Source organism: Chroococcidiopsis cubana SAG 39.79, assembly GCF_003991895.1.
Classification (GTDB): Bacteria; Cyanobacteriota; Cyanobacteriia; order Cyanobacteriales; family Chroococcidiopsidaceae; genus Chroococcidiopsis; species Chroococcidiopsis thermalis.
In genome coordinates, this window is record NZ_RSCK01000073.1 from 10,276 (window position 1) to 33,618 (window position 23,343).

Here is a 23,343-nt window from a genome sequence, read left to right on the forward strand (position 1 = left end):
ACTAGCGGTAGCGGGGAGAATTCCTACGAGTAGTAAGTCTGCAACAAAAAAAAGTGTTGCGATCGGTTCTATCGGTTTTAGTAGTTTCATGTCTTAAATTTCCCAATTAATGCTAGAAGTTAGCGATCTGAGCGCTCTAGGCTATGACGATCGCCGAACATAAGTTTTGATATTCTCAGACACAGTACGGCTATGATTGTTGCTAGACGACCGTTTTCTGCCACTATGGACCAAATGGCACGATCCAGCGGTGCCGCGCTCGTTCAAGAGATTCTGTGAAAACTGAGATAATGTTAAAGGTTTTCTCTTAACATACATTTTTGACTCCACAAAGCTATCTCTACAACTCATAGAGCTGCCCTATAAAAAATAGAGTTGTAGATAAGTTTAAGACTGAGAGTCTAGCTTATATGCGAGGAGCCAAGTACTACGAGAAGCAAACGAGCAAGAAATAGCCTATTCACGATCTTCTCTACTAAGCTCCTTTGAAAGGGCTTTTGAATCTAATCTACTCTTTTCTAAGCTCAGAAATTATTAAGATTTATACACGAGGGAAAAGTACGCGCAGAGACACATCGGTTTAATCAGCCAAAAGTAGTAGGAGAAGGTGTTTTAAAGTAGTATATCCCCAATTTTTCTTGATGGCAGACGAACGATTTTAACTAGACTCAAATAAGCAACGATCTCGAAAATTTGAAGTACGAAGTTTATCCATACATGCATATCCCCTGTAGATTGAGAATACTAATATTTTAGTGATACCAATGAACTAAAGCGAGCAGTTGGTACATTATTGCTAAACGTGAATTTATTTTAGCTTTAAAAAGAAAACGAGATAAAGTTAGTTCAGAGGAAACAGATTGAGTTCCTAACTATATTTAAGAATACTCGTATCATCTCAAATTAGTTAAACTAGTTTGAGAGCCAAGATGTTTATGAATTTATTTTGCTTATCTCATCTAATTTGTTTTTTTCCTATTAAGCAACCGCTGACACATTCTTTGCAGTCGAGTTTTTTCCTTGGCATGTAGAGGTTTTAGCTTGGGGCTTAAAAGTTAGACTGTTTCAAGCATTACTAATTTTATATATTTAGCGAGATTAATAATTACTCTTTGTAACGAAACAGACAATCCCCTTGGTAAATATCCCCTGGGGGAGTATGCTAAAAAGTTAGTAAACAGTTAAGTATCGTTATTTTAAAATAAAAGATTTGGTCATGCAGGATCTACCAAAGAGAAACTCACCACTTATAGGAGTTCTAAAAATCATGGTAGTATTACCTTTGACTCGCTACCGCTTGTTGACTAGGCTACAGCACAATTTCTAAGAAACTGTGAGACGATGAAGAGCGCCAAAAAAGCAGTCATAAATCTCTGATTTAGTTTAGCCAAATTGCTGAGTACTTCAGTAAAATTTCTAGCTTGAATCAGGAAAGATTATTTTGGCTGCTGTTGGAGGAGAGTAATTTTCATCGGCGGGTTGTCTTCCTAGTATCTAGAAGATTGAGAGTGTTCCGAAACAGTCTCAATTTGGCTACTTCAAAGACACTGTGTTTTAGTTAGGTTTTCTAGCTGAAAAATCTCAAATCTAAATTCAGCTCTTTTCTTTTAGGCAAGCTGTGAATTACTAGCAAGATAATTTTCTGCTCAGACGACGCAGCTTTAAATTAATTGAGTTGGCATCAAAAACTCAGTTCAGCACTGACTCGTACTAGAGTTTACCTTGCAATCGAGCCGAGTCAACTTTACCTTTTAGCAAATGCAAATTATTAACTTAAAAATACTTTCGGTTCATGAACTGCAAGCAGCGTTTTTTTCTGGTGATTGAAGATCATCCTGAAGTCAATCAGAACAACTGTGAGTTTTTACAAATACTAGAACCTCAGTGTACCTGTGTTGGTGTAAATACACCTCAGCAGGGAATCGAGCAGCTAGAGCTAGAAATCCCCGCTCTATTAGTCATCGATCTGCAATTTGGTACGGTAGGGGGTGGGCAATCAGCCAAGCCAGGTTTAGCAATGTTGAAACAGATTTTCGAGTGCTACCCCACAGTCAACATCCTCGTTTATAGCAGCGAACCAAACTGCCTCAGACAACTGATAGCGCAGATTGGGAATCACCAAGGTGGTTTTGTTGTTGTTAACAAGATGGAAAGGCGAAATGCTTTCTTGGAAGGCGCTCGTTGCGCTCTAGCCGGACAACTGAAAATTCATCGCGATTTGATGAAGGAAATGCAACTCACCCAACAGGAGTTGGAAATTCTCGATCTTTTGTGCAATCAAGCGCTGTCAGATCGGGCGATCGCCCAGCAAATGCACGTCTCCCACAAAACAGCTCAGAATTACGTGCAGCGCCTCAAGGCAAAATTGGACATTGAGCCGCTCGACGGACAAAATACCAACTCTCGCGTCGCTGTTTGTATGGCGGCGATCGATCGCAAGTTAATTGTTTGCTGAACCAAGGTGAGTTTAGCGATCTTCGGTTTTGCTCCGTGCAGTAGCGTCCAAAGTCCAAATCAGCCTCACCTGCATCCCTCCATCTACTCGGGGAATGCGCTCCCAGTGTCCGCCTGGTAGTTCTGCCGCAATCGTAGCCATCAGTTTAGTACCGTACCCACCACTAAGCTTTCTTCTATTGGTGCTTTCTAAAGGAGAGGCAGCAGGTTGAATGGCATTATTCTCCACCAGTAGCGTGCATTGAGTTCCTCGCTGAGTCAAGCTAACGGAGATTTCGGTTGCAGAACCATTTGGGGGTTGAGCGTGGTAGATGACGTTGGCGATCGCCTCTTTGAAGAAACGAAAAATATCTTCACGCGCATCGAGCCAGCTACTATCCGATTCCGGTTCCAGGAGGGGGTGCAAGTTATCCTGAATCCTTAAGCTCAATTCTCCACTCTTGACTAACTGTTGCAAATGCTGGCGCATCCCCCGCACTAACCCGGCTTCTAGTTCGGGTGTCACCGCCAATTTCTCTGCCATCAAGCGAGTATTACCCAACTGAACCCGCAGCTCGCGTCCAACTGCTTCTAGCCGATCTAACAAAGGGTTGGGATTGACAGTTGGATGGTCGATCGCTAGCAGTTCTATGCCATCCATCACCAACTTCAGTTCTTGGAGCGGACCGTCATGTATGTCCGTCACCACTCGATGCAGTAGTTTCCGCGCTTGCAACAGGGCTGCCTGTCGTTCTGCTAGTGCTTGTCGCTGCTGGTGCAGCTGATGCTGTTTCCATGCCAGTTGTAAGCAGACAGCGACTAAAACGCCCGAACCTAGCCAAATCAAGATTGGTGTTGCTAGCGGCATTATCGACCCCTGGCAAGCGGCTAAAAGACTTAAACTAGTATAGCTTCCTAAAATTCCCCCAAATAACCAAATTTTGGGGCGAATAGATTTGGTTTTGCGTTCGACTATCCCAGCAGTGACGAGTAGACCAAGACAAATGGCTCCCAGCATGTTAATCGTGCGATCGAACCATTTAGGAGTTGTTTTAAGATATGAATTTGTCATTAAGCTAGCGATGAGATTTGCTTGCACTTCTCCAACCGACATGCGATCGCCAAACGGAGACAGCACTCCCAACGAAGTTAAATATTCCTTGGGTAGATCGAGCAAGACTAATTTGTGGCGAACTTGCTGGCTGACTTGATGAGTAGGAGTCACGCTACATCGCTTCAATGGCGCAGCCGCAGCGCAGATAGATGAGACCTTGAGGCGGGGAAATGTTCCCGCCGGACCCCAGAAGTTGATATTCACAGCAATTTGAGTTAGAGGTGTGTTCTCGTTCTCGATAATTTGAACGATTGCTGGGTTGGCTGCATGTGAAGAAAATTTTTCTAAAGCGATCGCCGCCACCGATTTGACTTGGTGCGTCCGGTGAAAGTCTTCTACATAGTGGAAATCTCCTGCCAAGTGCGCTTGGCGAGCTGGACTAGACAGATCTTTAACATCAACCTCGGATTCAAAAAAACCATGCACCTGCTCTGGAGCAATTAGCGGTTTGATGCTCTGGCGATCGAACGGCAGCAGATGATGGTACACAGATAATACTGCAGGAAGTGGATGAGAGCGCCTTTTGATATACGTCACTAAGACGATTTGGTCTGAATATTTTGCGATCGCCTGCTTGAGAGAATTTTCTAACCGACTATCTAAAGGTCGCCTGATCGAATTAGGTAAATTTAAGACGACAACTTTTGCGCCTTTATGAATCAGTGCTTGAACTAGCTCGGCGTAGAAGTTGTGTTCTGGTCTAGCAATCGGGCGATCGATTGTCACTAATAAGATTTCTTTCGGTAGAACGCTTGGTTTGTGGAGTCGTGTCAAATAGTCTTGAATTCTCAGCTCTAGTTGCCCCACCAGGGGTAACTGGCTCAAAACTGCACTCAAAACTACACTCCAAAAAGCGCTCAAACCAACTCCTGCTAGGAGCCAAATGTTGAGGAGATTCAATCTTCTGCTCATGGATTCTTCAGCATCAGGCGGTAGAAGATTGTTTGCTTGGGGTGATGCTGCTGCAAATTGACACACAGCTCTTCACCACATCGCTCTATATACCAAGTCCCTGTTTGTGTTTCGATTGTCCCGTTTAAGTCAGGAGTTGTTTGTATTATCCCATGTAATGGAGGACCAGAGAGAGATGTTACAACCTCTCCATCAATTTCTAAGCGCAGCTCCACTGAACCTCCCTTCCCAATTCCACTAATCACCCGTCCCGTGCCTTCCCAAATTTGGCTAGCATTGGAGGGAAAGTTGAGCAGGCTTAGTAATAAGAGTGCTTGACAAAGCGTAGCGCCGGAAAAGATACCCATAAGTGGAATTTTCCTTAATTGCAGAGCAGGTATCGCGCTCCCCGCTTAGAAATAGCTAGCCCTTTACAATTTAGCTTAGATTTCGCTCAAGAGACTTGCGTAAACACGCAATTTTATTTGCGCTTTTCCCTCTGGTTCGGGTCGTACAAAATATATAGGATAGTCAACATAAGGTTGAGACTGATTCAACCAAGTGCAAATCGCTCAGTTTGAACATTCACCAAGTGCAAGAAATAGTAACTTTTTGCTAGAAAAAAGCGTTTTTTTACTTCTCTTCTTGCCTTCCCTGTTTTGTAGAGAGACTAGTTTTTCGGAATCTAAAGTATTCAGATTAATCCGAAGCAACCTAATGAGGCTGCCACAAAGATGCTGGTTCCAAGTTAGATTTGCTGATTGAAAAACCTCTAAAGGTTAGGCGTGTGGAAGAAATTGTTTTAACAGGAGAACAAAATGCGTAAAATCACTCAGATTCAATCCGCGCTCTCTCTTTTTCTCGGCATTACACTTTTAGTACCTGTAGTTAGCATTGCCCAAGCTCAAGTCAGTATAGATGAGGCAGATTTAAACTCAGTAGCCACGGAAAAATGCCAACCAGGAAATTATCAACGTGTAGGACCTGTACGCAAGGGTTATCTAGCATCAAAAAGTAAGATTGAACAGCCTTATAATCTAACACAAGGGCGGAGTTATTGCTTCGTTGTAGTTGGTGACGAACAAGCTCTTGACACTGATTTAGAGATATTGAATCGTCAGGGCAAACGATTTAAGCCACGCGCTCAAGATAGGTCTAATGAGGAAATAGCCTATGTTATTTTTCCTGCAAAGCAACGAGGGCAACATCAAGCACAAGTTGAGATGTTTACCTGCCAAGCTGAACAATGTGAATATGCATTAGCAACATATAGGAAGAGGTAAAAGTATACGAAAAATGGGTTTGTGTAGTATTTTAGTTGTCGATTTCGCTAAAACACGCAGTTAATAACACCAGAAGAAGAAATGAATAAGATCGTTATAGCTTTAGGAATTGTTTTACTTAGCACTACGAGTGCTTTTGCAGTCGAGCTAGAAAATAGAGATAGCCAGCCTCATAAAGTCACAATTACAGAAGGGGAGAATACAGAAGAAATTGACCTAGCGGCTGGAGCATCGCAGACAGTATGTGAAAGTACTTGCCAGATTGATGTAGAAGGAATTGGCAGCATTAATGCCACAACTCCAGAAGATAGTTTTGTGATTGAGGAAGGTAAGATCAGCGTTGCTACAGTACCAAATATTTAGCAATGTCTATTCCATAAATAATTTCTTTCGATAAGCTTGAGAGAGCAATACTAGATCAGGAATTGTTAGATTTGGAATAGACGCTCAAAAGCAAGAACCACATCTTGGGCAATCTTCTGAAAGCTTTCCACCCTTAAGCACCTCAAGTAAGTAATGCTGAGAAGTACTCGGCTTATGCGAAAACAAAAAAGAAAATGAAAGTCAAAAAGAAGCTGCCCAAGAATGTGAAGCCGCAAGAAAAAGTCTTTGAACGATTGCATTGGCTAGAGTCACCCATTATCAAATGGATAGTTAAATCAAGAAAGAGATTTATTGACATCTTAGGTGTTTGCTTATTGATTTTCTTTTCAAGAGTTTTTCTGTAATCAATAAGCTTTTGTAACGTTATAACCTTTTAGGTTATACATATTTTCTCTATTTGGTCAGAATTTAAAGATTGAAGTTTAAGAACAAGGAGCAAGTAAATGGCTTCAATTACTGGCGATCAAAATCCGGGTTCTCTGAACGATTTTTTATTAGGAACTCCAGAAGATGACGTTATTACAGGTTTAAGTGGTACTGACACCTTATTAGGTCAAAGTGGCAATGATACTCTTCTAGGCGGCAACGGCGATGACAGAGTTCTAGGCGAAGATGGCAATGACTCTATCTTTGGAGACTTTGTTGAGAGAGATAGTGGTACTGGTAATGATACATTGTTTGGCGGATCTGGTAACGATACTCTTCAAGGTGGAGGTGGCAATGATATTCTTGACGGTGGAGGGCTTGCATTCGGTACAAATGAAGTAGACACCCTCATCGGTGGCACTGGTGCGGATACTTTTATCCTTGGTAACGGTACTGTCTACTATAGAGGCTCAGTTTCTAACGCTGAGATTGTAGATTTCAATATTGCAGAGGGCGATAAGATCCAGCTTTTTGGTAGTATCAGTGACTACTCTCTCGATCAAAGATCTATATGGGGTGGTGATACAGCAATCTTCTTCCAGGGCACGGATTTAATTGGTCTTGTGAAAGACACTACTAATATCTCACTCTCAAGAGACTTTATTTTTGTATAAGTGAGAGCTTTCGCAGTTGCTAATTTCTCAGGTACTCAGTTCTATACTCTTAATTACCATTGGTAGTAAAACAATCCATTGCGCTGTGGCAGTTTTGTATTCTAATCTCTTCTGAGAAACTTTTTGTTCCACCTGTAAAGGCTAAAAACACCAAAAATGGTGAGAATTTATGTACCATGGAAATTTGTAGGCAAAACAAAGCTTTCTAGAGTCAATATCAACTCTAGAACCAACTCGTGAAGAGAATCCTGCCTGGGCTGGTTTTGTTAGATCATCTTCTGAACGGGATAGTGACAAGAGTCACTTCACCAAGATAGTAACCATAAAAGCCCAGAACCACGCTTTCAAGCAGGCTGAAAAGCACTATTGAGAATTCGGTTTTAGCTGCCAGGGTACTTTCCATGATACAAGTTTCTCTAAATCAGTAACGCGATGCAGCGCCGCGATTAGGGCGCTTTCAAGCAACAAGTGAGATTTGAAATATCCAAGTTTTAATAAGAAAATAATTGTGAAGCTATCCACGAGTAATAGAAAATACTATTGAGTTGAACGAGTGCCTGAAATTTTAGCGCTACGTCAAAATACAATCGCTAATTTGATTTACAAACAAGGTAGTAAATGAGGTATAATAAAATTTCATCTTTTATATCTCTTAATCTATTCGCATCATTATTACTTCCTATCTTGATAGGAAAGTCTTTTCCTATCAAGCAACACATGAGTGCGGAATTTGGGATTATATCAGTTTTAGTTGCCGGAGCCATATTCTTGCAGGAACGCCATCATTTCAAGCGCGATCATTTCAAAAACAAATAGTTAAAGTATGTAACAAGCCAACTGAGGAAATTATTTATGTTGCGTTGGCAACTGATATTCCAGAAACCATTAGTATAAGTAAATGGTCGTAGCTCAGGAGCCAAAAATATTATCTCTAGAGGTTGGTGGAATGCCAAACGCGATCGATGTATTAATATACCTGTTAGATCTCCTAGCAACAATGAGACTAATTTAGCAATAAGTAAGTGGCTCTTTGGAGAAGGAGATACAAGCTCTTGGAGTGGTGGAAATAATAGAAGTGGAAAAGATTTTTGCGTACACACACGAGAAACTTTTGAATATGTGGGTTTAGAAGCCACACGTATGAAATATAATAGTTTAGGACAAGCAACAAGAAAGTTTTTCCCTTTAGGATCGACTTCTAACACAACTACTTTTAACTTCGAGTAAATTTGTTAGTAGATCTACCGTTAGACAAAAATAAATTTAGTGCCTAAATTCTAGTCTGCTATATCGAATATTTAACCTCATCTCTGCTTAAAAAAGCAAATCAGATGAAGAGTTTGTATAATAGCCGTTCTTCTAGGTTAAAGCTGACATGAATAAGAGTTATTAATCCATTTACATATTGTTATGAATTTGAAGAATCGATTTAAAAATGAGTAATAGTTTGTAATACTACATACATTCATTCAGAGTAAGGAGAATTATTTGTTCCTACATCTGATATCTAATAGTTTTTGTTCCGACTTAAATTAATAGTATTGCAGTAGTAGTTACTCAGAACAGTGATATCTTACGGCTTTAAAAAACTTCTGTAGAAACATGAAATTCCAGAACACTCATCGAGTATTAACATCTGCTTGTATATTAAGCGGCACGCTAGTTTTTTCCAACGCCGTACCCTCAACTGCTCTAGCTAACCTGCAAGTAGTAACGCTAGAAACGATCGCACAACCAGCAAATCTCGCACAACAGCACATTTTGTATGTCAATCCACAACAAGGTAGAAACTCCGCTTCTGCTGGCACGCGGGAATCTACTCCCTTGAAAACAATTACCTACGCCCTACAACAAGCAGAATCAGGCACGGTAATTCAATTAGCTCCTGGTCAGTATCAAACTGGGGAAACTTTTCCACTCCAACTCAAGCCAGGTGTGTTCCTCAGAGGGAACGAATCCCAGCAGGGTGAAGGAGTGGCGATCGTTGGCGGCGGAGAGCATTCGAGCCAGATCTTCTTTACGCGCCAAAATAGCACTGTTGTAGCTGCTGGAAATAGTCAAATCAGCGGTGTCACTATTACTAATCCCAACACGCGCGGTACTGGCATCTGGGTAGAGTCTACCAATCCGATTATTCGTCGCAATACTTTCACTAATAGCAAACGAGAAGGCATTTTTGTCACTGGCACTGCCAATCCCAAAATTCAAAACAATTTGTTGACAAACAACGAGGCGAATGGGATTTCTGTCACTGGAGCGGCAAAAGGAGACATTCAGGGCAACGTGTTCCAAAACAATGGTTTCGGTTTGGCTATTGGTGGTAGCTCGGCTCCATTAGTAGCAGACAATCAGATTCGAGAGAGCAGAAATGGTGTAGTCGTAACAGAAAAAGCTCGTCCAACTTTACAAGGCAATCAGATTACTAACAACAGCGAATATGGATTAGTCGTCATCGGTGAAGCCCAGCCGAAAGTGGGCAACAACGACTTACAGAATAATGGTTTCCAGGAGCAGTTAATCTCTAGAGTCCCTCAAGGAGTTGCACCAACTCCTACTGACCGAGTTGAAGGTACCCAGTCGGTAACTGGTGGGGCTTCTACTCCAGCTCGAACTCCTGCTGTGGCTCAAATTCCGGCTCCAGAGGAGCAAGCTACTAGCTTTAGCTGCGCTAAGATGGGCGCTGGCATCACAGCGATCGCCCAGCAAGGGAGTGCATCGATCCCGCAACCGACGCTGACTTGGAATCGAGACTTAGTACCAACTGATTTAACTCCCGAACAGCTATGCCAAGTCGTAACGCAACGTTTGAACCAGCTGGTGGCGGAAAATGGCGGTAACCTGAAGAACTTACTGCTGACAGTCGGTGCAGTCGATCAAAAACCAGGGGTTTGCTTGGTTAAGGAGAGCCAGTCTAGTTGTACTCAGAATAATCTAGTTCTCAGCCTCAATCCAGAGATGGCGCAAAAAGCGACTGAAGTTTTGCAAAATTTAGTCGCTTTTGACGTGCCTGGGTTGGGCAGGGCAGTACGAGAATCTCAAGGACAGCCTTTCGTTTCTTTAGCAGCAGTAGCTGAAAGTTTGGCTCCAGCAAAGGGGTTGTGGTTTGTGGGTGAGAAAGAGGAAACCCCTTTTTGAGGTGATTCTAGGAATCATTCTGCAAACGTGTTGATTGTCTATTGTAACTATTTGTCACTGCCAAGTTCGAGCGCTATTAGCCAGAAATTTATCACATGACCAACAGTTTATTTTTAAAATTCGCCTGATTCATGCAGTTGTAGAAGTTTTAGTCTGCTCTGTTGTGACTTTCTAAAACGTGACTTCTGCGGAATCCTAAAGGATTATGTTGTAGTCGGAATAATATGGACAAGCTAAAACCCAACCTACTAAAATTGACAGTTGCACTTGTAACGACTGCTCTATTCACTGCCTGTACACCAACGCCTATAGTTCGAAACGATGGAGTCTGTCGCCAACAGCCGCAATCGCCGGAATGCAAAGAATTAGGTCAAGGACATCACGGTGGCGGATTTATCCGAACCGGTAGTGGTAGAAGCGGCAGCACTTCCGAGCGAAGCAATACTAATTCTAGATCTTCTCGTGTCTCTCCTAATTCCCCACGTACTCAAGGCAGCCCCTTCTTTGGTGGGAAAACGGGTTTCGGTAGTTTTGGACGTGGTGGATTTGGGCTAGGTTAACCTGTGAAAGCATTAGAACATCCCAATCGAAATCGATTTTTCCGGCAGATGGGGTTGAAGTGGTACAACGTTGCCCCGATTGATGACGAAACTGGGCTTCCTATTCTTCAGGAGCAACAACCGTACGGAATGTATCACTGCCATCAAGTCAGTTCCTCAATGGTAAGAGAAATTAAACGAGCAACTAGGGCTGCTGGCAGTGTCATCAAGAAGACTTGGGAAGTTGTGAGGGGGTTCGACGACGAAACTCTCTTGAGTTTAGGATTTCCCAAGCGATCTCTGCGTGTTATCAAGGCTGATTCCTCACTGCCATTCGCCATGAGGCTAGATTGGTGTTGGAATGAATTGACTGGGGACAAGAAGATCGTCGAGATCAATTGCCAGACTCCCAGTTTTTGGTTTGAGTGCTTGGAAGGAAATCGGTTTGCTGCTCATCACTTCAACTTAGGCGATCCAAATCCCGAAGCCAAAGAGTTAGTTCCAACTTGCTTGTACAAACAACTAGAAACAGCAGCTCAAAAACTCGGTAAGAAAGTTAACCAATGTACGGTAGGGTTCACGGCATTGAATAATGTAGAAGATATGGGAACGATGCATTGGTTATCCCAACACCTGAAAGGTTGCAATGCCACTTCCCTGCTATTCCCTCTAGAGTTTTTAGGCATTAAAGAGAACGTTGGACTATTCTACACTCGCAATAACACCAAAATTGACATTTTATTTATGTGGTATCCGTTGGAGTGGGCGATTCACGACCGAGACGAGCAGGGCAAATTGCTGTGGGATAGCCTGGAGCAGCTGATCTTAAAACAAAAAGTCGTGTTAGTTAACTTTGCGTCTGGTTTTGTGCTGCAACCAAAAAGCTTGTTTAGCCTGATTACCGATTTAGGATGGGATTTCTTTGGCGGCGACGCTGCTACGGTATTTGAATATTTTCCCAAAACCTCAATGCTAGCAGAAAACATCGGTCACTCCTACTTCGCTAAGCCAATACTGGGACGGCAAGGAGAAGGCGGATATGCCGTGTACAATCAGGACATGTTGGTGGAGGGGTCTGGCAAAAATGAATGGTACACGTCACAGGCTTACGTCTATCAGGATTTATTAGACCTACCGACAATAGAAATTGAAGACAATGAAATGACGGCATTATGGGGTTCGTGGTTAATTAATAATGGTGAAGAGGAATTCGCCAGCGCTGGAGTCGGATTGAGGTTGTCAACTGGACCGATTACCGACGATCTCTCATATTGGTGTCCTATAGGAATTTAAGCACTACAGTTGTCGCTCGAATTGGGGAACTTGGACGCGCGATCGATGAATTCAAGAATGTATTCAGCTACAGCTACTATAAATATCTTATTGAAAATATCTAGATTTTGTGCAAGCTGTTTTACTCTCAAACATTCTTTAAATTAACAATACCAATAAAGTCAATCAATGCTTGGTACAATATTACTAAATATGAATTTGTTTAAGCATAAAAAACAAGGCAAGATAAAGTTATATTATAGCTAAATTAAGTCAAATATTAATGAAACTTTGAGGCAAGACTATGTAGTACTTTCTTGACTTGATAGTAAGTTTTGCTCTCATTTAAAAGTTTTTAAAACTTCAATTGATTTAAAAATACTTGTGCTTGCTACTGCACTCAAGCGAAGTAAGGCTCCACTACTTCACGCTCAAATTTTATTAAGTTTGAACTGATGTCTGTCAAAATGGCAAGTTATTGCTAGCTTATGTAAGCTTGTAGTTTGTCCTCACTAAGAGAACAAGACTATTCCTAAAAACATAAAAAATGATTTAAGGAGATAGCTTATGTATTTACTCCAGAAGTTGAATCATAAATTTGTTTCGTTTCTCAACAATTTCTTGGCAAATCATGTAGATAGTATTAACACAATGAAAAAACCAACAACTAATTTCCCTCAGTTAATTACTCAAACTATAGAAAGTATTTTTCTTGTCCCAATTTCGTTAGCATTGATTATAGTGGGTGTTGTAACTCCAAAAGCTGTAAGCTTTGATTTGACAGAAACACATGACTTCAACGGCGATGGTAGGGCAGACCTTCTCTGGCGCAATGAAGAAACGGGTGACAATATAATTTGGTTGATGAATGGCACTAACATCATTGCAGGCGGCTCCCTACCTAATGTAGATCTCGATTGGGAAGTTACTTCTATCGCCGATTTCAATGGCGATGCTAGAGCCGACATTCTCTGGCGTAGTACAGGCGGTGCAAACGTCATCTGGTTAATGAATGGCACTAACATCCTTGCAAGCAGCTCTCTACCTAATGTCAATCTAGACTGGTTAAATGATACGGGTGACTTTAACGGCGATGGTAGAGCGGACATTGGATGGCGGAACGAGGCAACGGGTGACAATATAATTTGGCTGATGAATGGCACTAATATTCTTGCAGGCGGCTCTCTACCTAATGTAGAGCTCAGTTGGGAAGTTACTTCTATCGCTGACTTCAATGGCGATGCTAGAGCTGACATTCTCTGGCGTAGTACAGGCGGTGCAAACGTCATCTGGTTAATGAATGGCGCTAACATCCTTGCAGGCGGCTCTTTGCCTAATGCCAATCCAGACTGGTTAAATGATACAGGTGACTTCAACGGCGATGGTAGAGCGGACATTGGATGGCGGAACGAGGCAACGGGCAACAATATAATTTGGCTGATGAATGGCACTAACATCCTTGCAGGTGGCTCTCTACCTAATGTAGATCTCAGTTGGGAAGTTACTTCTATCGCTGACTTCAATGGCGATGCTAGAGCTGACATTCTCTGGCGCAGTACTGGAGGTACAAACGTCATCTGGTTGATCGATGGCACTAACATCCTTGCAGGCGGCTCTCTGCCTAATGTCAATCTGAATTGGAGTATAAAGCCACTTTTAATTCCGACGGAATAGTGTTTTAGCTATTTGCCTGATACATCTTTGTGAATTCTTACTCAATCAATTCTGAGAGGTGAGCGAGTGGATACGGAAAAACAAAATACGATTGAAAAAATCTCGTTCAGTTTGCTTGGATGTAAAATAGAGGTGTAGGTTTTTGAGTAGGATTGAAATAGGAGCGAAGAGTTTCGTCATTTGTGGAGAACTCTTTAAAACAACCACGATTCAATATTGAAATAGCTTTCTACCAGAACAAGAATTAATTTGTGGTAAGAGTAAAGATCTGATTTTTAAGCATCATTAGTAAACGATTAGATTAGGTTGTAAAATTTTTATCAAATGCTAAGTATAACATTGTAATATATCTATTTCAAAGTTATATAGAGTTCTTTAATGCTTTGCAACATAAGTCGAACGACTTCGTATGCATTCAATTAATACATCTTAGTAAACAAAGCTGGTAGCTTACGCCTCTATTCTGAATAGGCAAAGTAGCTGCTACTAAGTAAGTTACTCATTAGTTATATGGATTTGATGTGAAGGGCTACGGAAAGGCTTTCAGAAAGCAATACCGATACTGATAGTACCCAGTCTAGTTACTTCACGAGAATTGAAGACTCGATGTCAAGAATAAACTAGCCAAATTTATCTAAGAATAACGAGGATATTAATACTAATTTTTAATCGATTCAACGAGTGGCTTATATTTCTATAGTTTTAGAGGATTTCACAGCGTCCACTCATTATGATAGTAAATTTGACTATCAATAGAAAAATCATTCAAGAATTGAAATGCATTGTTGTATGAAATAAAAATGTTGTATGAAAGTACAAAGAAACCAAAAAATATTGCGAATTCTTAGGCAGAATTTATATCAATCTCTTTCCCTATTTCAATATAGCAGGCGGGCAGTAGCCCTAGTTTGGGATACTAGCCGTAATCTGACAATAATCCTAGCTTCCTTGACTTTAGTGGCAGGTCTTTTACCAGCAGCAAGTGCGTATGCGGGTAAGTTAATTATTGATGGAGTCGTATTAGCTACTCAGTCTGGGATGATGAGCGATCTTTGGAGGACATTAGGTTACTTAGGACTGGAGGCTATTGTTGTTGAACTGCTAGCGATTAGCAAGCAAGGCTTATCTGTATGCCAATCCTTACTTCGAGCTTTGCTGGGACAGAAAGTAAGTGTCATGATTTTAGAAAAGGCACTGTCGCTGGAGTTAATTCAATTTGAAGATTCCGAACTCTATGACAAGATGAGCCAAGCACGCCGAGGAGCTTCAACTCGTCCTCTGAGCCTGGTAAGGCGCACCTTTGAACTAATTCAGGATCTTCTCTCACTTATGACTTATAGCTTCCTACTGTTACAGTTTTCCCTCTGGACTGTAGTTGTGCTTTTGGTAGCATCTATACCAGCTTTTGTCGCTGAAACCCGCTTTGCAGGAGAAGCCTTTCGGTTATTTTGCTGGCGGACTCCAGAAAGCCGCGAGCAAGGTTATTTAGAGTCTTTGATCGTTAGGGAAAGCTCGTTGAAGGAAGTTAAGTTATATCAATTAGGTTCGTTACTGTTAGAACGCCATCGCTCTATTTTCGAGCGGATTTATCATGAAGATCGAAATCTTACCCTGAGCCGAGAGTTCTGGAGCTATCTGATGGATATGCTCGGTAGCATTGCTTTTTATGCAATATATGTTTGGATTGTAGTTGAGGCTATTGCAGGTCGGATCTCTTTAGGAGATATGACTATGTACGTGATGGTATTTAGTCGAGGAAAATCTACTTTTTCTGGATTTTTAAGCTCAATTGGAGACATGTACGAGGACAATCTCTATTTATCTAATCTCTATGATTTTTTAGAGCAAAATACCGCCACATCTTCCGGTCAAGCGGTGAAAGGATTAATTCCTGGCGATGGTCTTCGGTTCGAGAGCGTATGGTTCACCTATCCCGGTACTTCACAACCTGCACTCAAAAACGTATCGCTTCATTTGAAACCAGGAGAAAAATTAGCCATTGTGGGTGAAAACGGCTCCGGAAAAACTACATTGATCAATCTATTGACTCGGTTATATGTACCAGATAAGGGTCGCGTACTTCTAGATGGACTAGATTTACAGGAATGGGACAGAGAAATTTTATCCCAGCGCATTGGTGTGATTTTTCAGAATTTCGTTCAATACCAATTTACTGTTGGAGAGAATATAGGTGTAGGAGATGCCAATCATCTCAATGACGAACCTCGCTGGCGAAAATCTGCTGAAAAAGGTATGGCTCTTTCTTTCATTGAAAAAATACCTGAAAATTTCCATGCTCAGCTTGGTCGATTGTTTAAGAGAGGGCGAGAACTTTCACTCGGTCAATGGCAAAAGATCGCTCTTTCCCGCGCGTTTATGCGAGAAAATGCGGATATTCTAGTGCTAGATGAACCAACAGCATCTATGGATGCTGAGGCAGAATTTCATATTTTCAAACACTTTCATCAAGTTACTGAAAACCGAATGGCGATTCTCATCTCTCATCGCTTCTCCACTGTACGCATAGCTAACCGCATTGCAGTATTAGAAGCAGGAGAATTAGTGGAACAAGGTACTCATACTCAGCTATTAGAGATTGGAGGACGTTATGCGCGTCTTTTCTCATTACAAGCAGAGGGATATAACTAAGAAACCAAACATCCATATAACCAATTTTCTTTGGCTACGTTTTTAGAACTTATCTAAAGAAAATTGCAAATTGACTAAACATCCTTACAAAAATAAATTGAATAGGTCTTCACTCTTATTACGCAACTATACTTTACTGCACTTCGACTGGACAACAAGACCTGCTCAATTTATTAATGTATAACCCCTAAGCACAATACGCATGAGTAGGCAACAAATAAAGAATAAATTGAAGCCAAAAGTTCGACGGCTACTTTGGGCAAGTACGTTAGTTTTAGTAAGTGTAGGTGGTTGGATAATTCACGAACTAGTTCTCAAACAGCCCCCCAAGTCAATTAAAGTAAACTTACTTACTGCTAAATTAGGTACTGTCGAAAATACACTTAATACAAGTGGGATCGTGCAACTGCGCAATCAGCAGACGCTGAAGTCTCCAGCAGAAAGTGCAGTGGAGCGGGTGTTTGTTCGACCTGGGGACAAGGTCAAGTCCGGTCAAGTGCTAATTGCTCTGCGCTATCCCGAGCGGCAAGTTGCGCTTACCCAGCAGCAAGTGCAAATTCAGCGACAGCATCTGATTCTAGCACGTAGCCGTGAGAGAATTATTGTAGCGCAGGAACATTTGAGTGCCGATGAAAGGGAACTCCATAAACTTGCAGCCTTAGTGGTTGAGGGAGCTGTCGCACAACAACGAGTTCAGCAGCAAGAAGACAAACTTCGTACAGCTCGGGCTATACTACATGACGCTTGGGTAGATGCCCGTGTAGCAGCACTCGAACTGAAAAGCTTGCAGCTTGAGCGCCAAAGTCTTCAGCAGCAAATACAGGACTCAGTTGTGACTGCACCGTTCGATGGTGTGGTTTTGGATGTCAGCGTGAAGAATGGTGATGGGGTCGAACGGCGTACCGACTTACTTACTTTGGGCGATCCCACGCAAGTCATGGTCAAGCTTCAACTTTCCACGTTCGATGCTACCAAGGTTCGCGTTCATCAATCGGCTTGCATCAGCATTATTGGTCCTGAATCGCAAAAGTTTGCTGGAATAATTCAAAGCTTATATCCTCAGGCTGAAGAAAATCAAAGACAGGCAAGTCGCAACCAATTAAGTCAACCAACCGTACCTGCGATGGTACGACTCAATACTCCTACTCGGATGCTAATTCCCGGTAGCAGCGTGAATGTTGAAATTATTTTAGCAAAGCGGCAGAACGTAGTAGTTCTGGACTTAGAGGCGATTCAGCGCTCTGAATCAAATCTTTTTGTCTGGGTCAACGAGCGAGGCAAAGCTCAAAAACGTTTTATCACCTTGGGATTGGAAGGAATACTGACGGCAGAGGTATCCTCTGGCTTGCATCCGAACGAACAAGTAATATTACCTGCGCCGGAATTTCTACTAGAAGTTGGAATGCCTGTAATTCCTCACAATCACTCCTTACCCAAGACATCCTTTAGTTCCAGTTGCTCGTAAATCGTCTTTTATCTGCGTTCGTACTATGGGGCTTTCAGCTTTCGATCTCTTAAAACTAACTTGCTGCTCTCTACGCGGCAACCCCTTGCGTTCTTTTCTAACGGCGCTATCAATTTTTATGGGTGTAGCAGCAGTTAGCGCGACGCTTCAAGTTGGTAGTATCAGCCGTAGTATCATTGCTCGCCAACTAGCAGAGCGAGACTTGCCTCAGGTGATGTTGGAGTTAAGAAGAGAGCGAGGAAGCACCCAGTCAACTGAGATGAATTTAACAGAGATAGAATTTCTGCGCCGAAATCTTTCAGGCTGGCAGTCGATCTGTGCCATCTATTGGGTAGGTTCTTCACCAGTTGAATTTCAGTTTGAACAAGCAAATCCATTAGTGTTGGCAGTCTCTGAGGAATTCTTACTCGCCTCAGGAAGGAAATTGGTTGCGGGACGGTTCTTCACAACGGCAGACTTTACTAGTTATCGCTCGATTGCGGCGATCGATCGATTCCTCGCCAATAAATTGTTTAAGGGACAACAAGCCATTGGTCAGCACCTTTATGTAGAAGGCAGACCTTATGTAATCGTGGGGGTAGTACAGACCAAACTTGAGGGCGACGTACCACCTGAAGGACAAGTGATAGTACCCATATCAGTTTACAATGCTCTCACAGCTAGTCACTCCATTCACATTATCCGGATACGTCCAAACGAGATTAAGGTCCTTGAAAGCTTAGGCAATCAAGCTGAGCAACTATTAGCGCAACGTTATCCAGGTCGGAGTTTTTGGGTTTGGAACAATGTCGAAGACATCCTGCAACAGCAAAAGATTTTAGAACTTTCCTCCCAAGCACTGGCTGTAGTGGCAGCGATATCACTGTTAGTCGCTGGTGTTGGTATTGCGAATATTACAATCGCCTCTGTGAAGGAGCGTACAACTGAAATTGGTTTACGGCGTGCAATTGGTGCAACTCAGGCAAATATCCTCATGCAATTGGTTCTCGAATCCACATTGCTAAGTCTACTGGGAGGAACAGCCGCTACAGGAGTAGTACATGGATTGACGGTAACGATTGCTGATGCTTTTAATTTCCCTTATCAATTTCAGGTGGAGGTAGTAGCCTTAGCATTGAGTTCAGCGCTACTAGTAGGGATAGGAGCTAGTTTATCTCCAGCCCTGCAAGCTAGCCAGATGGAACCAGACAAAGCCCTGCGATCTGAGTAAAGATTTGAGTTGTGTTTTTTCTACGAACGGTTGTCAGCGCGCCACTGTCAAGTTACAACTGGAGAAAAATCTAATTGAGAATTAGGATAATTTGCCTGCGGCAAAATACTAGTTTTCGCATCAAAATATTACTAAATATTCATCCTATCCTTAATCAGTAATTTTCTCTTGCTATAATTTAACTGCACCCTTTAACCCTACTGTGGTTATCATTATTACCTAGAGTAAAGGTAGAGTAGGTCGCAAAATTGCAAAAACTTCGGGTTCTTTCTTGATGTTGGTATCCAGAGATTGTGAAGCAGCCAGAGACTCAGCCGCTACGATAGATGAATCAGCCAAGCCTCCCAACTACATTAATGTTGGTAAGAGCCTGAAGTCGTGATGATACAGGATTTACCATTCGAGAATGCAGTTTTCCCGTTGAGTAATACTTGGAAAATTTCTATCAAGACAAGCGACGACTACGATCGAAAATCAGCTATCTTCTCCGACTTTTTTGCTTCTTGGTGGAAAGCTTGGCAACTGTTCCTCTCCACAGAATTATCAGAGGAATAGAATCAATCAATAAGACTAGTAGTAATTCAACAGCTGCTGAGGTAAATGCTAGAAGCAGAATCAGTACAGCCAAACCACCAAAGATTATCCAGCCCGAAATCAGCACCCACCAAGGAATTTTTCCTCCGGCTAAGCCTCTAAACGCTCTTCCACGTAGGTATATTTCACCCATAGGATCGTATCCAGAAGGAATTTTCTCTTGATAAGGCGGCTTTGGAGCAACAGAGACTTCAACGACAATTTGCTCGGGATCTAGCTTATTATTAGAAGGAAATTGCTGGCGTTCATCATTATTCTTGTTCATCTTCACTACTCTTAACTTAAAAAATCTTCAGTTACAAAACTCTCCCAACCATTAGCTGACTTAACACTTCACTACAACAGGCATTTGTTCGATCTTGCTCTCACTAATAGCTAAAAAAGTATAATTATTTATTAGTATTTCATAGGTAGAAGTACTTTCAAAATATCACCGATTACAATCAATATAATCAATGTAGATTGACAATTACTAGCTCGTAATTCCATAATCAGTTAAATTTCCCTCTCTAGAACCTAAACACGTTTTCAGAAGAGTAGGATCTCTCCTTTTCAGGAGTGTAGGCATTACAACCTAACGCCAGATTCCACCATAAGAAGCAGTTGTCTAAAAAGTTTCCTAAGATCTTTTAGCAAATCACTAGCACTTCATACACGCTATAGTTTTGGATTTCCGTATTTGAGTTACAGAGCTTCACAGTCTCTGTGGATAGAACCAAAAAATTTCCACTCTTATATGACAAAAGATTGAAACTAACTGTAGCGATGCAGCGCGAGCGCTCTGATATTCCTTCCAATTCCCTACTTCTACATGCAACTAAAAAAGCCGAATGTCAGAGAATTTTCACTTTGAGACATGAAGATTTCGGCACTGCAATTGCCATTGCCCTTTTCCTACACTACAATAGCGGCGACCTGATGAGCCTTAATTACGATGAATAAAGCCGAACTCGTTGATGTTATTGCAGCTAAAACTAACGTCACCAAGAAAGATGCCGATCTCATCCTCAGTGCGATGATACAGACGATTGTGGAAGTTGTGTCTGGCGGCGATAAAGTCTCTTTAGTCGGTTTTGGCTCTTTTGAGCCGCGCCAACGCTTAGCTAGGGAAGGGCGTAATCCCAAAACTGGTGAAAAGATGATAATCCCTGCGACTCGCGTTCCTGGCTTCGCTCCTGGCAAGTTGTTTAAGGATAAAGTCGCTCCCAACAGTTAGCTTCCACGTGCTCGACTCAGGATAGCTCTCCACTCCAAGTGCGAAGCGCAACTAACAAACATTAACTGGTAGAGACAGCTTCCGCCGCTGGCTCCTTAGATTTTTTCTCAAAAATCCTGACTCCTGCTTCGACGACTTCAAAACCATCAGCAGTGCGCTGCCCCAGTTTGCCACTCACAGCTCCACCCCATTCACTAAAATTAGCCGCGTCCGCCTCTGCCTTACGCCAACTTTTTGCATTAATCAAAGCCGTAAAGACAACTCCATTTTGGTCAGTTAGTGTAATTTCTACCTTCTTATTCTCTGCTGGCTTGACTTGGGGCAATTTGTTGAACTTCAGCGGATTTCCGCTCTTGCTCGGGTCATGTGAATTTTTCTTTTTGGTTGAATTATAGCTTTTCTATTTTCTGAGACCATGTTTCGAGCGCTTACTACGGAGCTAAGCAGTGAACTTAACAGTACTTGTTATCATGCTAAAAATACCGTCGCTTAATATACCTCATCATGACTACCGATATCTACAAACATAGCTTTTCCTTCTTCTATAAAGTAGAACAATACTCTCTCGTTGTAGTCTACGCTAAAACTCCAAAATTCCTTGAGCTTGCCCGATAGTTTGTGCGTTTTTAAACTTGGAGCAAATGGGTCTATGGTAAACTGTTCCAACTTCTGCCAAAACCTTGCCTCTAGTTCTACATTGCCTTGAATCCGCTTTTTGAAGCACGTTTAAAGGGAGAACTGAAACTGACCTCCACCGTTACTCCTCTATCAGTTGTTTCAATTCCTCAATCTTGGCAGAAAACCTTAGCTCATTTTTTTGCTGTTCAGCTTGCGCTAACTTAAAGTTATTGTAGATCTCCTCACGCCGCTCTTCACGCAGATACTGCTGCAACAACAGTTGAATTTCGCGCTTCTCATCTGTAGAGAGACTTTTGATTACCTCGACTACATCACTAAAAATCATCAACTGCAAGACCTCCGAAGCGTTTATTCAAGCAATTTACTACACTGCTTGCCTTTTAGAGTTAAAAGCTAACCCAGTACGGTTTACCCCAATCTTATCTCACTTACCTAGTGCTACTCATACCATAATCTTTTTCCATAACTTCTAAGTACCTCATCTGTCTCTGTGTCAAATATAACGAGCGCTGCATCGTCTCTAAAATCGCATAATCCACCGCTTCCAACTCGGCTTTCAACAAGTTGCTAATTCGCGCTGAAACTGATAATAAAGTAATGCGATCGCCATCACTCATCTCCATGTATTCCACTTCTTCTTCCCTACACTGGATTGTCTCACCCTTCAGGCTAATATAAATGTGGTAGAAATGCTCGCTGATATGTTGAACGATCCCCCAATATCCATCGTAGGGTCGTAAGTCTGCGTTTTTAAATCCCCGAACTACGATCGCATCCTCAACTCGGCACTGACTGCGCTCGCACAATGGAATGTGGGTGCGCTCCTTGACCACATCCACAATACTGCGTTTTGCTGCATTCTTATCCAATAGCAGCATTGTGGCAACAGCAGCAGAAACATCTTTCTCGGTTAGGGGACGATCGCCTGCGATTTCTCCTGCTTGGGACAGCGCTAGCGAATAATGTTCCGGCTTCAGCTTGGACAAAGGGCGCAACTGACGTTCTGGCATTGTCCCGACTGGAAGATTGAGATACTCTTTCTCTATCCGTCCGGCTTGCAATTCTTTTTGTAGAGTCGAGCGAGCTTTATCAAATAGTTGGGATCTCATCAGCTGGCTCATACTCGCAAAGCCCAAAGCTAAATATCCCCCTCTTGAATCTAGCTCGACCAACAGATAACGAATTTGATGGCAATGATGGTTGATCTGCTCGACGCATTGGATCGCCTCCGCTTGGCTCATCCGATCTTCTGCTGATGCTAATACTTCAATATTAAACGATGTTCCCACGGGAACATCGTTTGACATTAAACAATCTGCCAACTTCAAACACGATAGCGGTATTCTTTCTCTTCCGCCACTGTCGAGTGCTACGATGCCCGCGTCAGGAGAAGGAAGGGCAGTGATTTCTCCCTTTCTACCAGCCAACAGCGGATGAGCCGCAACCATCACACGATCGCCAACTTGGAAATTGCAACTAGCAACATCCATGCTGCTCACAGTATGACTATCCATAGCAAAATTCCTGCTCTAAGGAGTTGCCTACTCTTGCGATCGCCATCGCTCGATCGTACTGTTGTTGATGCTTTCTCTGCTTAATCTTTTCGATCTGCTCTTTGCACATTCTCAATCCCGACTCACACACCTGCCGTCTAACATCAAAGCTGTCGAGCGACCGCCGCATGAACTCGGTAACCGATACGACAAACCGATTTACCGTCACCATCTGTTGCCGCTGGCTAAGGACGGGGAGTTGCAGTCTCCCCTCAGAATCTCGCGATTCTGCCTCGCCTTCAAAACCGTGCT

At 42.3% G+C, this 23,343-nt stretch carries 20 protein-coding genes and 1 pseudogene; 13 read left to right on the forward strand and 8 right to left on the reverse strand.

Features of this window, described 5'->3' with window-relative positions:
* Positions 1-1,792 precede the first annotated feature (1,792 nt).
* Positions 1,793-2,455, forward strand: coding sequence for a response regulator transcription factor (locus DSM107010_RS27855; RefSeq protein ID WP_106168552.1), 663 nt, complete (start codon positions 1,793-1,795; stop codon positions 2,453-2,455).
* A 12-nt stretch (positions 2,456-2,467) separates the two neighbouring features.
* Here DSM107010_RS27855 and DSM107010_RS27860 read toward each other — a convergent pair whose 3' ends face one another.
* Together DSM107010_RS27860 and DSM107010_RS27865 are read right to left on the reverse strand one after the other, a co-directional pair.
* Entirely contained in the window at positions 2,468-4,459 is a 1,992-nt protein-coding gene (locus tag DSM107010_RS27860) for a sensor histidine kinase (protein ID WP_106168551.1), read from the reverse strand.
* A complete protein-coding gene (locus DSM107010_RS27865; RefSeq protein ID WP_106168550.1) occupies positions 4,456-4,806 on the reverse strand; it encodes a hypothetical protein in 351 nt (116 codons plus the stop codon). The genes DSM107010_RS27860 and DSM107010_RS27865 overlap by 4 nt, the downstream gene beginning before the upstream one ends.
* Before the next feature lie 450 nt (positions 4,807-5,256).
* Between DSM107010_RS27865 and DSM107010_RS27870 the strand changes: the two genes are divergently transcribed.
* The 10 genes from DSM107010_RS27870 to DSM107010_RS27915 all read left to right on the forward strand — a co-directional run bounded on the left by DSM107010_RS27870 (position 5,257) and on the right by DSM107010_RS27915 (position 19,089).
* Positions 5,257-5,721: a hypothetical protein gene (locus DSM107010_RS27870; protein WP_106168549.1), complete on the forward strand. Its 465-nt coding sequence runs from the start codon at positions 5,257-5,259 to the stop codon at positions 5,719-5,721.
* A gap of 81 nt (positions 5,722-5,802) precedes the next feature.
* The gene (locus tag DSM107010_RS27875) at positions 5,803-6,084 is read left to right on the forward strand and encodes a hypothetical protein (protein ID WP_106168548.1); all 282 of its coding nucleotides are present in this window, start codon (positions 5,803-5,805) and stop codon (positions 6,082-6,084) included.
* Between the two features lie 464 nt (positions 6,085-6,548).
* Positions 6,549-7,145 (forward strand): calcium-binding protein, encoded by a 597-nt coding sequence (locus DSM107010_RS42475; RefSeq protein ID WP_106168547.1) that lies wholly within the window; start codon positions 6,549-6,551, stop codon positions 7,143-7,145.
* A 1,602-nt stretch (positions 7,146-8,747) separates the two neighbouring features.
* Positions 8,748-10,280 (forward strand): DUF1565 domain-containing protein, encoded by a 1,533-nt coding sequence (locus tag DSM107010_RS27885; RefSeq protein ID WP_127024428.1) that lies wholly within the window; start codon positions 8,748-8,750, stop codon positions 10,278-10,280.
* Positions 10,281-10,534: 254 nt separating this feature from the next.
* Positions 10,535-10,840, forward strand: a complete 306-nt coding sequence (locus DSM107010_RS27890; protein WP_127024431.1) for a hypothetical protein — start codon at positions 10,535-10,537, stop codon at positions 10,838-10,840.
* 3 nt (positions 10,841-10,843) lie between these two features.
* On the forward strand, positions 10,844-12,112 hold the full coding sequence (locus DSM107010_RS27895; protein ID WP_106170106.1) for a glutathionylspermidine synthase family protein: 1,269 nt from the start codon (positions 10,844-10,846) through the stop codon (positions 12,110-12,112).
* A gap of 546 nt (positions 12,113-12,658) precedes the next feature.
* The gene (locus DSM107010_RS27900) at positions 12,659-13,765 is read left to right on the forward strand and encodes an FG-GAP repeat domain-containing protein (protein ID WP_106170103.1); all 1,107 of its coding nucleotides are present in this window, start codon (positions 12,659-12,661) and stop codon (positions 13,763-13,765) included.
* Positions 13,766-14,572: 807 nt separating this feature from the next.
* Complete coding sequence (locus DSM107010_RS27905; protein ID WP_106168240.1) at positions 14,573-16,414, forward strand: ABC transporter ATP-binding protein; 1,842 nt, start codon at positions 14,573-14,575, stop codon at positions 16,412-16,414.
* Positions 16,415-16,643: 229 nt separating this feature from the next.
* Entirely contained in the window at positions 16,644-17,879 is a 1,236-nt protein-coding gene (locus DSM107010_RS27910) for an efflux RND transporter periplasmic adaptor subunit (protein ID WP_241994366.1), read from the forward strand.
* A gap of 25 nt (positions 17,880-17,904) precedes the next feature.
* Complete coding sequence (locus DSM107010_RS27915; RefSeq protein WP_106168238.1) at positions 17,905-19,089, forward strand: ABC transporter permease; 1,185 nt, start codon at positions 17,905-17,907, stop codon at positions 19,087-19,089.
* Positions 19,090-19,567: 478 nt separating this feature from the next.
* Here the strand turns inward: DSM107010_RS27915 and DSM107010_RS27920 are convergent, their stop codons facing one another.
* Positions 19,568-19,948 (reverse strand): hypothetical protein, encoded by a 381-nt coding sequence (locus DSM107010_RS27920; RefSeq protein WP_106168237.1) that lies wholly within the window; start codon positions 19,946-19,948, stop codon positions 19,568-19,570.
* Positions 19,949-20,448: 500 nt separating this feature from the next.
* Between DSM107010_RS27920 and DSM107010_RS38800 the strand changes: the two genes are divergently transcribed.
* Positions 20,449-20,625 carry a hypothetical protein gene (locus DSM107010_RS38800; RefSeq protein WP_158631882.1) on the forward strand — a complete coding sequence of 59 codons (177 nt, stop codon included), beginning with the start codon at positions 20,449-20,451 and terminating at the stop codon, positions 20,623-20,625.
* On the forward strand, positions 20,618-20,899 hold the full coding sequence (locus tag DSM107010_RS27930; protein ID WP_127024434.1) for an HU family DNA-binding protein: 282 nt from the start codon (positions 20,618-20,620) through the stop codon (positions 20,897-20,899). The genes DSM107010_RS38800 and DSM107010_RS27930 overlap by 8 nt, the downstream gene beginning before the upstream one ends.
* A gap of 61 nt (positions 20,900-20,960) precedes the next feature.
* Here DSM107010_RS27930 and DSM107010_RS27935 read toward each other — a convergent pair whose 3' ends face one another.
* The 5 genes and pseudogenes from DSM107010_RS27935 to DSM107010_RS38805 all read right to left on the reverse strand — a co-directional run.
* A complete protein-coding gene (locus DSM107010_RS27935; protein WP_199755789.1) occupies positions 20,961-21,224 on the reverse strand; it encodes a hypothetical protein in 264 nt (87 codons plus the stop codon).
* A gap of 164 nt (positions 21,225-21,388) precedes the next feature.
* Positions 21,389-21,654, reverse strand: a pseudogene (locus tag DSM107010_RS43170) (type II toxin-antitoxin system RelE/ParE family toxin).
* Positions 21,655-21,656: 2 nt separating this feature from the next.
* Complete coding sequence (locus DSM107010_RS27945) at positions 21,657-21,863, reverse strand: hypothetical protein (protein ID WP_409197235.1); 207 nt, start codon at positions 21,861-21,863, stop codon at positions 21,657-21,659.
* 103 nt (positions 21,864-21,966) lie between these two features.
* Complete coding sequence (locus tag DSM107010_RS27950; protein WP_127024443.1) at positions 21,967-23,052, reverse strand: hypothetical protein; 1,086 nt, start codon at positions 23,050-23,052, stop codon at positions 21,967-21,969.
* Positions 23,045-23,343, reverse strand: a 299-nt coding sequence (locus DSM107010_RS38805) for a hypothetical protein (RefSeq protein ID WP_158631883.1), incomplete at its 5' end; no start/stop codon positions are given. The genes DSM107010_RS38805 and DSM107010_RS27950, both read right to left, overlap by 8 nt.

Coding starts and splice junctions, on each gene's coding strand:
- DSM107010_RS27855 (WP_106168552.1), top strand. CDS start 1,793: ATGAACTGCAAGCAGCGTTTTTTTCTGGTGATTGAAGATCATCCTGAA.
- DSM107010_RS27860 (WP_106168551.1), bottom strand. CDS start 4,459: ATGAGCAGAAGATTGAATCTCCTCAACATTTGGCTCCTAGCAGGAGTT.
- DSM107010_RS27865 (WP_106168550.1), bottom strand. CDS start 4,806: ATGGGTATCTTTTCCGGCGCTACGCTTTGTCAAGCACTCTTATTACTA.
- DSM107010_RS27870 (WP_106168549.1), top strand. CDS start 5,257: ATGCGTAAAATCACTCAGATTCAATCCGCGCTCTCTCTTTTTCTCGGC.
- DSM107010_RS27875 (WP_106168548.1), top strand. CDS start 5,803: ATGAATAAGATCGTTATAGCTTTAGGAATTGTTTTACTTAGCACTACG.
- DSM107010_RS42475 (WP_106168547.1), top strand. CDS start 6,549: ATGGCTTCAATTACTGGCGATCAAAATCCGGGTTCTCTGAACGATTTT.
- DSM107010_RS27885 (WP_127024428.1), top strand. CDS start 8,748: ATGAAATTCCAGAACACTCATCGAGTATTAACATCTGCTTGTATATTA.
- DSM107010_RS27900 (WP_106170103.1), top strand. CDS start 12,659: ATGTATTTACTCCAGAAGTTGAATCATAAATTTGTTTCGTTTCTCAAC.
- DSM107010_RS27905 (WP_106168240.1), top strand. CDS start 14,573: ATGAAAGTACAAAGAAACCAAAAAATATTGCGAATTCTTAGGCAGAAT.
- DSM107010_RS27915 (WP_106168238.1), top strand. CDS start 17,905: ATGGGGCTTTCAGCTTTCGATCTCTTAAAACTAACTTGCTGCTCTCTA.
- DSM107010_RS27920 (WP_106168237.1), bottom strand. CDS start 19,948: ATGAACAAGAATAATGATGAACGCCAGCAATTTCCTTCTAATAATAAG.
- DSM107010_RS38800 (WP_158631882.1), top strand. CDS start 20,449: ATGCAGCGCGAGCGCTCTGATATTCCTTCCAATTCCCTACTTCTACAT.
- DSM107010_RS27930 (WP_127024434.1), top strand. CDS start 20,618: ATGAATAAAGCCGAACTCGTTGATGTTATTGCAGCTAAAACTAACGTC.
- DSM107010_RS27945 (WP_409197235.1), bottom strand. CDS start 21,863: ATGATTTTTAGTGATGTAGTCGAGGTAATCAAAAGTCTCTCTACAGAT.
- DSM107010_RS27950 (WP_127024443.1), bottom strand. CDS start 23,052: ATGGATAGTCATACTGTGAGCAGCATGGATGTTGCTAGTTGCAATTTC.